At 45.6% G+C, this 13,339-nt stretch carries 10 protein-coding genes; all 10 read right to left on the reverse strand.

The window, feature by feature from the left end:
- A complete protein-coding gene (locus tag LQ216_RS09405) occupies window positions 1-1,866 on the reverse strand; it encodes a methylmalonyl-CoA mutase family protein (protein WP_230129040.1) in 1,866 nt (621 codons plus the stop codon).
- 219 nt (window positions 1,867-2,085) lie between these two features.
- Entirely contained in the window at window positions 2,086-2,733 is a 648-nt protein-coding gene (locus tag LQ216_RS09410) for a superoxide dismutase family protein (protein WP_230129041.1), read from the reverse strand.
- 138 nt (window positions 2,734-2,871) lie between these two features.
- The gene (locus tag LQ216_RS09415; RefSeq protein WP_230129042.1) at window positions 2,872-4,152 is read right to left on the reverse strand and encodes a dihydrolipoamide acetyltransferase family protein; all 1,281 of its coding nucleotides are present in this window, start codon (window positions 4,150-4,152) and stop codon (window positions 2,872-2,874) included.
- Window positions 4,153-4,327: 175 nt separating this feature from the next.
- Complete coding sequence (locus tag LQ216_RS09420) at window positions 4,328-5,311, reverse strand: alpha-ketoacid dehydrogenase subunit beta (protein WP_230129043.1); 984 nt, start codon at window positions 5,309-5,311, stop codon at window positions 4,328-4,330.
- 12 nt (window positions 5,312-5,323) lie between these two features.
- On the reverse strand, window positions 5,324-6,319 hold the full coding sequence (locus tag LQ216_RS09425) for a thiamine pyrophosphate-dependent dehydrogenase E1 component subunit alpha (protein WP_230129124.1): 996 nt from the start codon (window positions 6,317-6,319) through the stop codon (window positions 5,324-5,326).
- A 26-nt stretch (window positions 6,320-6,345) separates the two neighbouring features.
- Entirely contained in the window at window positions 6,346-7,767 is a 1,422-nt protein-coding gene (gene lpdA, locus LQ216_RS09430; protein WP_230129044.1) for a dihydrolipoyl dehydrogenase, read from the reverse strand.
- Between the two features lie 37 nt (window positions 7,768-7,804).
- Window positions 7,805-8,923 carry a butyrate kinase gene (buk, locus tag LQ216_RS09435; RefSeq protein WP_230129045.1) on the reverse strand — a complete coding sequence of 373 codons (1,119 nt, stop codon included), beginning with the start codon at window positions 8,921-8,923 and terminating at the stop codon, window positions 7,805-7,807.
- Between the two features lie 59 nt (window positions 8,924-8,982).
- Entirely contained in the window at window positions 8,983-10,080 is a 1,098-nt protein-coding gene (gene bcd, locus LQ216_RS09440; RefSeq protein ID WP_230129046.1) for a Glu/Leu/Phe/Val dehydrogenase, read from the reverse strand.
- Window positions 10,081-10,102: 22 nt separating this feature from the next.
- Entirely contained in the window at window positions 10,103-11,011 is a 909-nt protein-coding gene (gene yqiS, locus LQ216_RS09445; protein WP_230129125.1) for a phosphate butyryltransferase, read from the reverse strand.
- A 151-nt stretch (window positions 11,012-11,162) separates the two neighbouring features.
- A complete protein-coding gene (locus tag LQ216_RS09450) occupies window positions 11,163-13,241 on the reverse strand; it encodes a sigma-54-dependent Fis family transcriptional regulator (RefSeq protein ID WP_230129047.1) in 2,079 nt (692 codons plus the stop codon).
- Between the last annotated feature and the right edge of the window lie 98 nt (window positions 13,242-13,339).

A 13,339-nucleotide genomic window follows, 5' to 3' on the forward strand; every position in this document is an offset into this window, starting at 1 on the left:
TTATTCCACCCCCATCTCCGTCAGCCATTGAGTCAGTATCTCGACCGCATTTGTTCTCACATGCACAAATTCGTTTACGCCAGCCTGGCTTAATGCTGCCTCAAGATCGCGGTCCTGTTTCCCAACCAAATACATATTCTTATCAGGATAGCTTTCCTTAACAGCTTGAACGAATGATACAGCCGCTTCCAGGTAATCGGCATCGCTTCCGCACAAGCAATAGCTCTTCAGGTTCGTATCTTTAATAAAAGCGAGGATATCCTCTTTCGTACTGCAACCCTCGCTATCGACCGTTGCAATACCACCGGCTGCGGCTATTCCTTTGATAAAATCAGTTCTCGATTTATATGCCTTAAGCTCGCCGAGATTGATTAATCCAAGTTTCGGAGATTCCACTTGGGTCCCATGGGCCCCCGCACGAAGGCGGATATTCTCAAATTCTTCAGAGATTCTCCTGATTGGAATCGGAGTAATCTCTATGAAAGCTGTTTTTTCATTTGAATGATCCTTGGTAACTTTAGGTTGTTTTACTTTTTCCGCTGCGTTCGGATAGACATTGCTTCCTATGATGCTCTCTTTCCGTGAAGCTACGTTTTCTTGTCTTTGATTAAAACTATCGGAAATTTCCGACTGGATGATGCCTTTGTTAAGCGATTCGATGATGCCTCCCTGATTCTCGATTTCAAGGAATTTTGCCCAGACAGCTTCCGCTAATTGATCAGTAAGCTTCTCGACATAAAAGGAGCCCCCCGCAGGATCGGCAACATTCGTGATCTGGGTTTCTTCCTTTAAGACAAGCTGTGTATTGCGGGCAAGCCTGTTGGAGAAGCCATTGTCCGTTTCTTGGAGCTGATCAAAAGGATGGACTTGCATATATTGCACACCGCCTACAACGGCAGCGAAAGCCTGATTGGCCATACGCAGGATATTCACGTGCTTATCATACAATGTTACCGTGACCTTAGAAGTTTCGGCGTGAATATGCATTTTGAAATACTCAGGAGGCACGTCATACGCTTCCGCAAGCAAAGCCCATAACCGTCTTCCCGCCCGCAGCTTGGCAATATTCATAAAGTAATTGGAATCAACCGCAAACGAAAACACGATTTTGCTAGTCATTTCTTCGATAGATAGGCCGTGTTTTTGGCCTTCATTCAAATAATGAACCGCCTCGGCCAATCCAAAAGCAAGCTCTTGAATCGCATGGGCACCACCGTTATGGTAGACAGATGTTTTGATGAAAACACTCTTAACATTTGGTAGTATTTCACCCAGTTCGCGTATTCCGGCAAACCAGTCATTAAAATAGCCGTCCAAGTCAGTCGGAAGATTGCCAGAAACTACCCATTCCGCTATCGGATCCTCCGCAAGAACCCCGTTTACTGACAATCTGTGTTTCTCAAAATAATTTATTAATAATGGCAAGGCGGTTTGCCCATTTCCCTCTAAATCTATAAAAAGCGGCACGTCCTCTAAAGGCAAGCGTTCAAAGAGATGTTCAAGCGAACCGTTCAGCAAGCTTGCCGGGAAAAAAATCGCATTCTGGCCTCGGGACAATGCGTCATGCATCTTTTGATTTGCTTCTGCTTCCGACGCGGCAAAAACAGGCTGGCATATCAGCCATGGATTCTGATAATAGCCGGTTATATGGATTCCTCTCGTATACGGAAAGAATCCAGGGAGTTCCCCGCGGGCATCCTCAGACAGACTTTTTTCTGTATATAGTGGCTGAAGCGCAATGCCCTCATATGTATTCGTCGTCAGCTTTTCAATGCTACTACCTTTTAAACTGCTTTCAGCGGCTTCTTTCCAGTCTTCCAGGGAAGGACCGGGAAACGAGAGATTTTTCACTTCTTTTAACTTCACTGTAATCGCTTTCTTTCATACCTTTTTTTATACGCAGAGCGAACGCTCGCTCAGTATGAATTTGAAAGCTCCCTCCCTCCATGTCTTTTAAAATAATTATAACATTCTCACAACATAATATTCTAGAAAATGCCTTACAATCCTGCAATCATGTGGATGATCATGAATTCATAAGAAAAAAAACCCTTCATAAACGCTGAAGGGCTTCTTCTCTGGTTTTCAGTTGCTATCCTCATTAACTTTCTCAATAACGCCGCATGCGAGCCTTGAACCTGCGTCACCTGTTTTCGTTGTATCTTCGTCAGGACCGGAGGCGCCATTTTCCAGATAACGCCCATGAATGTTAGCGAAGTTATCTGGGCCTTCATGAACCATGACAGCAAGTTCTTGTTCCATTAAATGGTCCATCGTTAAGCGGTCAAAGGTTGCTGAATATTCAGCTGTGCCATCTTCATTTACATAAAGCGATGGCATATCACCAGCATGTCCCGGGTGGGTTTTGTCATCCGGATTAAAATGTCCGCCCGCTGTCGTAAATGGACCATCCTCCGCATCAGGTTCACATACTCCTTTTTCATGGATATGGAAGCCATGATGCCCTGGCACCAGGCCTTCCATATTGGCTTCAATTTTTATTTGGTCATCATTCTTGGAAAAATTAACAGTTCCCACGGTTTCATTATTCGCATCCTTGACTTCAGCTGTAGCCTGAGGGCTAGTCTGTTCTGTTGCCCCTTCGTTGATCTGAGCCGTGTCATCCATCTTTGGGATGTCTTCTCCCTCCGCGTTTTCACCGTCACCGCCACAACCGATCAAAAACAAAACGACAGACATTGGCAGTAGTAGCTTTGTCCAATAATTCTTCATTTGCCTGCTCCCCTCTTCACTTTGTTCAGATATCCTTCCTTTCCATACTTCCACTAACCTGATGTGTTAAACGTAAAAACGATAATTTCGACAAAAAACAGGAAAACGACGCCGGCAAATTTCCGGCGTCGCTTTGTGTTAATATATGGACGTATTTGTACTCGATGTATGTTCAACGATCTCCTTCACCCTAGCAAGGAAACGCCCGCAAACAAGTCCGTCAAGCACTCGATGATCGAGTGACATACAGAGGTTCACCATGTCGCGGACCGCAATCATATTATCGATGATAACCGGTCTTTTCACGATCGATTCTACTTGCAGGATCGCTGCCTGCGGATAATTGATGATGCCCATCGATTGAATCGAACCGAATGAGCCCGTATTATTCACGGTAAAAGTGCCGCCTTGCATTTCGTCTGACTTCAGCTTGCCGCTGCGTACTTTTCCGGCAAGCTCGTGGATTTCACGGGCAATCCCTTTAATCGATTTTTCATCGGCGTTTCTGATTACAGGAACAAACAGGGCATCCTCTGTTGCGACAGCAATCGAGATGTTAATGTCCTTTTTCTGGATGATTTTATCACCCGCCCACATGGAATTGATTTGCGGGAATTCTTTCAAAGCCTGTGCGACCGCTTTTACGAAGAACGCAAAATAAGTCAGGTTATAGCCTTCTTTTTGCTTGAATTCATTTTTCAGCGAATCACGGTAAGTCACCAGATTGGTAGCATCCACTTCGACCATCGTCCACGCATGCGGAGCTTCATGCTTGCTACGCAGCATATTTGCCGCGATCGCTTTTCTGACACCTGTCACCGGGATTTCAACATCTCCGGCAGCAGTCGGAACAGAAACTGACTCGGCTGGTTTTAACTGCTGGCCAGTCGGTCCACTTCCCCTTGCAGGCTCCGTACTAGTGCCTCCAGCTTGCGGAATATTTCCGGAATCAATTAATTTCAGTAAATCTTTTCTCGTAATCCGGCCTTCTTTACCGGTTCCTAGTACCTGGATTAAATCTATCCCGTGTTCCTGGGAAATTTTCAGAACGGCGGGAGAATATCTGGCTTTTCCTCGCGTCTCATTTACACTGTCAAAGTCAGGCTGTTGCGGCGGAGCGTCTTTCTTTTCTTCAGTATGAAAGTCTTCGTTAACGGCCGCTTCGTCCGCTTTTGTCCCCTCTACTTCGATCGAGCAGATTACTTCCCCGATGGCCAGCGTCTGGTCTTCCTCGGCCATAAGTTCTTTAATAACACCTGTAAATGAGGACGGAACTTCTGCATTTACCTTGTCAGTCATGACTTCAGCGATTGGATCGTATTTATTGACATGGTCGCCCGGCTTTATCAGCCATTTGCTGATTGTGCCTTCGGTGACGCTTTCTCCGAGCTGCGGCATTTTCATTTGTTCAATTGCCAATGTGCAGACCTCCTTTTATAAGTTTTCATGAGGCTTTCTGAATCACTTTTTATGGAATTCCTATTCAGTATTACTGAGTTTTACGGAATTCCTATCAAGTTTTACGGGATTCCCGCTCACTTTTACGGAATTCTCATTCTCTTTTACAGGATCCCGACTCGAATTTACGGAAATATCAGTATTCAGCCAATTCTCTCATTGCTTTTTCAACTTTTTCAGGATTCACCATGAAAAACTTTTCCATTGTCGGCGCATAAGGCATCGCAGGGATATCCGGGCCGGCCAGTCTCATGATTGGGGCATCGAGGTCAAACAGGCAATTCTCCGCGATAATCGCCGAAACCTCACTGATGATGCTTCCTTCTTTGTTATCTTCCGTCACAAGCAAAACCTTGCCTGTCTTAGACGCAGCCTCAATAATGGCCTCTTTGTCCAATGGATAGACAGTGCGAAGATCAAGTACATGGGCCGAAATGCCGTCACTGGCAAGTTTTTCTGCTGCCTGCAGTGCAAAGTGCACACAAAGACCATATGTAATAACCGTAATGTCTTCGCCTTCGCGCTTGACGTCCGCTTTTCCGATTGGCAATACATAGTCATCGGCAGGAACTTCGCCTTTTATCAATCGGTATGCCCGCTTATGCTCAAAAAATAAGACGGGATCTTCGTCACGAATCGCCGCTTTTAATAAGCCTTTCACATCATAGGGTGTCGACGGCATGACGATTTTCAGGCCTGGTTGGTTCGCGAAAACGGATTCTACTGATTGCGAGTGGTAAAGCGCTCCATGGACACCGCCCCCGTATGGAGCGCGAATGACAATCGGACAGCTCCAGTCATTGTTGGAGCGATAACGGATTTTCGCCGCTTCAGAAATGATCTGATTAATGGCAGGCATGATGAAATCAGCGAATTGCATCTCGGCAATTGGACGCATTCCATACATCGCCGCTCCGATCCCGACACCAGCAATCGCAGATTCAGCAAGCGGGGTATCGATGACACGATCTTCGCCGAATGTATCATAAAGCCCGTTAGTAGCCTTAAATACTCCGCCCTTTTTCCCTACGTCTTCGCCCAAAACGAACACGCGTGAATCTCTTTCCATTTCTTCGCGAATCGCCGTTGTGACGGCTTCAATATATGAAATTACCGACATATATACTCCCCCTTACTTTTCAGCATATACATATTTTAATGCCTCTTCCGCCTCGGCATATGGGGCGTTTTCTGCATAATCCGTAGCTTCGTTGACAATTTTCATTACTTTATCATTGATTTCCTTCTCTAACGCATCGTCCATAACGTCTGTTTCTTTCAAATAGGCTCCGAAGGTAATGATTGGGTCCTTCGTTTTTGCCTCTGCCACCTCATCAGGAGCACGATAGCTGCGGTCATCATCATCACTTGAGTGCGCGGTCAGCCGGTATGATACGGTTTCAACAAGAGTAGGTCCTTCCCCGCGACGCCCTCTGTCTGCAGCTTCTTTTACCGCTTTGTAAACTTCAAGGGGATCGTTGCCATCAACGGTTACACCTGGCATTCCATATCCTATGGCGCGATCCGATACCTTTTCACAGGCCAATTGCTTTTCGATTGGCACGGAAATCGCGTATTTATTGTTCTCACACATGAAGATGACCGGAAGTTTATGTACGCCGGCAAAGTTCGCTCCTTCATGGAAGTCTCCCTGGTTGGAAGAACCTTCTCCAAACGTGACAAAGGTTACTAAGTCCTTGCCCTCCATTTTTCCGGCAAGCGCAATGCCGACAGCGTGTGGAACCTGTGTAGTGACCGGCGAAGATCCAGTCACAATCCGATTTTTCTTTTGCCCGAAATGTCCCGGCATTTGACGCCCTCCGGAGTTCGGATCTTCTGATTTCGCAAAGCCCGAAAGCATAAGATCCTTAGCGGTCATCCCAAAGGTAAGCACGACACCGACATCCCGGTAATAGGGAAGTACATAGTCCTTTTCCTTATCCAAACCAAAAGCAGCGCCAACCTGTGCGGCTTCCTGTCCTTGACAGGAAATCACAAATGGGATTTTCCCTGAACGGTTTAACAGCCACATACGTTCATCGACTCTGCGTGAAAGCAACATCATTTCATACATCTCTAATACTTTTTCATCACTAAGGCCTAATTCTTTATGACGATTTTCACCCATCATTTTCCCCTCCTTATACAAATACATTATGAATGTATGGCCAATCCATCTACCGCAAGTGCAGCTTCACCGATCGCTTCTGACAGTGTCGGATGCGGATGAATTGTACGGGCGACCTCCCAAGGTGTCGCGTCTAACACTCTTGCAAGTCCCGCTTCGGAGATCATATCCGTCACATGCGGCCCAATCATATGTACACCCAGGATGTCATTCGTTTCGGAATCGGCGATGATTTTGATGAAGCCATCAGATTCCCCATATACCAGGGCCTTTCCAATCGCCTTGAACGGGAATTTGCCAATTTTAAGCGTATGGCCTTTTTCAAGCGCTTCAGTCTCTGTGTAACCAACGCTGGCCGCTTCGGGATTTGAATAAATACATTTTGAGACTAGCGAATAATCAATTGAGTCCGGTTTTTCTCCGGCAATATGCTCGACAGCGACAATGCCTTCATGTGAGGCGACATGTGCCAGCTGCAATCCGCCGATACAATCCCCAATGGCATACATATGGGATTCCTTCGTCTGATATACATCATTAACCGCGATAAAGCCATTCTCAACCTTGATATCTGTATTATCCAGTCCGATGCCTTCTGTATTTGCCTGTCTGCCAACGGATACTAACATCTTGTCAGCTACGAACTCCTTAGCTTCCCCGTCTATTTCAGCTGTAATCGATACGGTTTCTCCCCGTTTCAACGTCTCAGGTAAAACCTTAGCTCCTGTAACCAGCTTGATTCCTTTTTGCTTCAAGAGGCGGAACATTTCCTTCGAAATATCTTTATCCTCGGTTGGAACGATGCGGTCGGCATACTCGATTACGGTCACGTCAACACCAAAGTCGTTAAGCATCGAGGCCCATTCTATTCCAATAACGCCGCCTCCTACGATGATGATCGAATTTGGCAGGCTTTCAAGCTGGAGGGCTTCATCCGAGGTGATGACCGATTCACCATCAATATCAAGGCCCGGCAAGGTTCTTGGTCTGGAGCCGGTCGCAACAATGACGTTTTTTGGGATTAACATTTCATTTTCCGTTCCGTTATTCATTTCCACAGAAATTGTCCCTGGCATTGGTGAAAAGATCGATGGGCCAAGTATTCTGCCGATTCCTTCATAAATATCGATTTTCCCTTGTTTCATTAAATGCTGAACGCCTTTATGTAATTGGTCGACAATCTTGCTTTTTCTTTCCTGGACCTTCATGAAATCCAGCGTAACTTCTCCGGTTACCACTCCGAATTCCTCACTTTTTTTCGAGGTGCTGAACACTTCAGCGCTTCGTAACAACGCCTTTGAAGGAATGCATCCTTTGTGCAGACATGTCCCGCCCAGTTTCCCTTTTTCAACGACAGCCGTTTTCAAGCCTAATTGAGCTGCACGGATAGCCGCTACATAGCCGCCTGTTCCGCCACCCAATATGACTAAATCGTATTCTTGAGCCATTTTCTTGCCTCCTAACTAAAATTGGTAGCGGATATTATTAATGCAGAATGAATGATCCTTGTCTGGACGATTGTGGATTTGGGTACTCTTTTGACTCTTCCTCACCGTAGAGTACCCGAAGGGCTCCTTCAGCCAGAGCCTGCAATTCGTTTTCCCCCGGATGGACGATACAATCGGCAATCCAATTTACCCGTTCGGAAATTTTATCAACAAATTTTTTGCCGTAAGCGAGGCCGCCTGTCAGGATAATTGCATCCACCTTTCCAGATAGGACTGCGGCGGAAGCACCAATCTCTTTAGCAACCTGATAAGCCATGGCATCATATACAAGCCTTGCCTTTTCATCGCCCTTTGCAATCATTTTCTCAACCTTGACTGCATCACTAGTCCCTAAATAGGCGGCAAGTCCCCCATTTCCAACGAGCTTCTTCATCATCTCTTCCCGATAAAACTCACCGGAATAAGATAATTTGACGAGGTCGCCCGCAGGGACAGTCCCCGCTCTCTCGGGACTAAATGGGCCGTCCCCGTCCAAACCGTTATTTACGTCGATTACCTTCCCGTTCTTATGGACACCGACAGTTATTCCGCCGCCCATATGGACAACGATTAAATTCAATTCTTCATATTTTTTCCGAAACTCGGTGGCAACCCTTCTGGCGACAGCTTTTTGGTTCAAAGCATGGAATTTACTTTTTCTCTCGATCAAGGAAAAGCCTGATATTCTCGCTAAAGAGTCCAGTTCATCGACAACGACGGGATCCACGATATATGCCGGTATATTTAAATCGGAGGCAATTTCAAAGGACAATATCCCGCCGAGATTTGATGCATGCTGCCCGTTATAGCCATTTCTTAAATCGGTTAACATCTGTTCATTAACAACGTAGGTTCCGCCTTCAATCGCTCTTAATAAACCGCCTCTGCCACAAACGGCATCGAATTTCGAAAGATTGATTCCTTCTTTATCCAGTGTCTCAAGGATCGTTTTCTTTCGGAATTCGTATTGGTCGATGATTTGTTCAAATTGATTAATCGCTTCTGCTGGATGGCGGATGGTCCGCTCCAAAATGGACATTCCATTATCGAAGACGCCTATTTTTGTAGAAGTTGAGCCGGGATTGATGACGAGAATTCGATGTTTTGTTTCTTGCAATTTTGACCCTCCATTTGTAAAGCCGCAGAAAGATTTCTTTCAAAAGACTGTTATACCGGTTATTTACGACGGTTTAGGATATGCTTTTCATTACGCAGGAATTGGCTGCGTGAATTTTTCATTCTTTCAATGCGTTCTTCGGCCACGCGGTCTGCCGCCACATAAGTGGGAATCCCGTCACGCTTGGCGATTGCGATGACTTTTTCAATATTGTTATATACGGTCTCCACCTTTTTCAAAGCACGCTCACTGTTATAGCCGTATAGCTCATCAGCGACATTGATGACCCCGCCCGCGTTTATTACATAGTCCGGCGCATAAACAATGCCCATTTCATGGATGAGGTCTCCGTGTGTTGTATCCTTTAATTGATTATTCGCCGCACCGGCAATAACCCTAGCCTTTAATTGCGGAATCGTTTGGTCATTGATGACAGCCCCGAGCGCGCAAGGCGCATAAATATCACATTCCACACCATATATTTCATTCGGGTCGACAGCCTTGGCCCCAAATTCATTCACTGCAAGCTGGACCGATTCTTTGTTGATATCCGTAACGACGAGCTGAGCACCTTCCTCATGAAGGTGGCGACAGAGGTTATACGCTACGTTTCCAACACCCTGAACGGCAATGACCTTTCCTTCCAAAGAGTCTGTTCCGAATGCCTCCTTGGCCGCCGCCTTCATGCCTCGATAAACGCCATAAGCCGTGACCGGGGACGGATTGCCTGATGAGCCGAATGCAGGCGAAATGCCCGTTACAAAATCGGTTTCCTCGTGGATTAAGTCCATATCAGCTACGGTGGTCCCGACGTCTTCCGCGGTTATATAACGCCCGTTCAACCCCTGAATGAAGCGTCCAAATGCCCGGAACATTTCCTCATTTTTGTCCTTCCGTGGATCCCCGATAATCACTGTTTTCCCGCCACCGAGGTTTAATCCCGCAGCTGCATTTTTATACGTCATGCCACGTGCAAGGCGCAGAGCGTCCTCGATAGCCGCTTCTTCCGATTCGTATGTCCACATGCGCGTGCCCCCAAGCGCCGGGCCAAGAGTCGTATCATGAATGGCAATGATCGCTTTTAAACCAGATTGTTTATCCTGACAGAATAAAAGCTGTTCGTAATCATACTTCTCCAAATGCTTAAAAATTTCCATGAATAATCCCCCCAAGAAGTCCTTATTTATTAGATGCAGTGCATATCGCGAGTGCGAGCGAATATAATTTGCTTTCCGCAGAATCAGCCCTGGATGTTAAGACGATTGGTGCTCTAGCCCCTGCGATGACCGCTCCAACTTTTGCTTTCGCAAAATACATCAGTGACTTGTATAATACATTTCCGACCTCTATTGAAGGAACTAGCAATATGTCCGCTTTGCCAGCCACCTCACTGTTGATTCCTTTAGCTTGGGCAGCATATAGGGAAACCGCGTTATCGAGAGCAAACGGGCCATCCACAATACAATCGGAAATCTGGCCTCTTGCATTCATGACCGAAAGCGCGGCCGCATCAAGAGTTGCCTGCATTGCCGGATTTACTGTCTCTACAGCTGCAATCGGAGCAACCTTTGGTTTGTCTATTCCAATCGACCGAGCCACCTTTACGGCATTTGTAATGATCTGGGCCTTTTGTTGAAGATCAGGTGTGATATTCATCGCTGCATCCGTCACAACTATAAGCCGGTCATAGTCAGGCACCTCGAACACAGCAACATGTGAAAGGAGATTGCCGGTCCGCAGCCCGTATTCTTTGTTTAATACAGCTTTTAAAAGCCGGGCTGTTTCAACCTGTCCTTTCATCAACACATCTGCCTGGTTCAATTTAACGGTTTTCACAGCCTTTTCAGCAGCCATCGAAACATTTATGGCATGTTCAATACGAATTCTTTCGTTTTTTGCAAGTCCCTGCTGGTGGTTGTCAAGAAGCTCTAAAATTCTTTCTTTATCGCCAAACAGGATAAAGGAAGCCATTTTCAGCATGACCGCTTCCGCGACTGCTTTGATGATCTCTTTATCCTCAGCACCGGCTACCGCCACTTTCATTTCTTCACGTTGGGTTGCTTGCTCAATAAGTGAGTGTAATTTCATGGCTAACTGTCCAATCCTTCCGTTTTCATTCATCTGTTTTCGCAACCAATTTACTTAATGCAATTTTCATGCCAATTATTCACGACAGGAAAATAAGCCATTTAGTTATTTTTCGAACCAATTCATCGAAATATATTGCACAGTATGAAATTTATTGCATGCTAGATTTTTCAAGATTGTATTTTTCAATTTTATAATATAAATTCCTTACTGAAACTGCCAATGATTTCGCGGTTGCGGTTTTGTTGCCGTTATTCTTGATCAACGTTTGCTTAATTAAGTCCCTTTCATATTGGTCAAGCAATTCTCCTAAAGACTTTTCCGGATGAGTGATCTTTCTCCCTGAAGAAGACCTATCATTTACTTTCTGTTCATCACCTTCAATAAAATCAGGGATATGAAAGGCTTCGATCACCGCTTCGTTGATTTTCATAAAAATGATGGCCCGTCCAAGGATGTTTTCCAGTTCCCTTACATTGCCTGGCCAATCATACTGTTCCAGTTTAGCAACCGCCTGATCTGTAATCCCCTCAATGTTACGTCCGTATTCCTGATTGATTTTCTGAATGAGATGCCGAGAGAGCGCTTCGATATCTTCCTTTCTTTTCCGAAGCGGAGAGATATGAATCGGCATTCTGTTCAAGCGGAAATAAAGATCCTCCCTGAAACTGCCGATTGTGATCGCTTTTTCCAGATTCAGATTGGTCGCGGCAATGACCCTTACCTGGATAGGGATTGGCTTGGTCCCTCCGACCCGGACGATTTCATTTTCCTGGAGGACTCTGAGCAGCTTGGCCTGAATTTTGGGAGTTAACTCTCCGATCTCGTCAAGGAGAATGCTGCCCTTATTCGCCTCCTCAAAAAACCCGCGCTTACCGCCGCGTTTCGCTCCTGAAAAAGCGCCTTCTTCATAACCAAAAAGCTCGCTTTCCAGCAATGATTCCGAAATTGCGGCACAGTTGACCCGAACAAATTTATTGAATTTCTTTTCACTTGCATTATGTATCGCATGGGCAAATAGTTCTTTTCCGGTCCCAGACTCCCCTCGAAGCAGCACCGTTGCCGGCGTTTTAGCGCTTAATTTCGCCTGTTCTATAGCCAGCTGCATTTCTTCAGACTGCCCGATAATATCTTCAAATGAGTATTTTGCCTCGAGCGTTCGAATGATTTGTCTTGCTCGATCAAGCTCCTTCGTCAGCTGTTGGATCTCGGAAACGTCATGGATGACTCCGACGCTCCCCTTCAGCCTGTTATCAACAATGATCGGTGCGACATTGACGATCACGTCTTTTTTCATCGGGCCGACCCTAAGGTTTACCCCTCTGACAGGTCTCCTTGTTTGCAGTACTTGCATATGCATGCTTTCACCCTCATAAATATCGGTGGTTGCCGGTTTCCCGATCACCTCATCCTTGCTTAAGCCTGTTAGTCTTGTATAGGCCGGATTAATCAGGATGCCGTGTCCTTGTTCATCGACAACCGAGATGGCGTCATCACTTGACTGGATGATTGCCTGAAGCATCGTTTGAATCTCTTTCATATTCGTGTTCTCTTCGGCAAGATTGACGACTTCCGTGATATCCTTAAAGACCGCAAAAGCACCGACCACTTCATTATTCTCATCAAGCAGTGGAATGCGCGTCGTAATAATTTTCCGTCCGTTTTCTAAAACCTGTTCCTGATTCTGCTCCATCCTTTTCGTCGCGATTATATGGGGGAGACGACTTCCAGGTATCAGCTTGGTGACATGTTTTCCGATCACATCTTTTTGCTTGGCTGCCACCATCTTCTCCGCACTTCTGTTAAAAAGAATGATATGGCCAGTTCTATCAACAACAATCATTCCGTCATTCGTTGTATTAAATATCAAATCATGTTTATTTTTTTCGTTTTTGAGCTTCTCGATCAATTCCTTCTTATCCTCGAAGAGCTTGGCGATGATATAGGCGACACTGCCAGGGATAAGTATAGCCTTCCCGCTCTTCTTAGCACGGATTTCATCAAAGACCCGATCATCTCCCGTAGCTTCAATAATCATATCAATATGATCATGTAGCTGTTTTACCCAGTCAGCTTCTGTCTTAATATCAAGCTTTTTGGCAAGCTTCATCCCAGGAGCATTTTCATTTCTGTCTACCACGCAATCGATTAAAAAACTTTCACTTTCCATTAAGGTTTTTAATATTGCGGTCCCGCCTGCACCGGCCCCGATCAGCAAAACTGTTTGCAAGATGATGCCCCCTTACTGTTACTCTGCAAAAAATTTCACGTTTTATTATGTATGCTATGCAATGTCTTTCATTATTTCTCTTATTGTATTAAAGATGC

The organism is Bacillus sp. CECT 9360 (assembly GCF_918741275.1).
GTDB lineage: Bacteria > Bacillota > Bacilli > Bacillales > DSM-1321 > Peribacillus.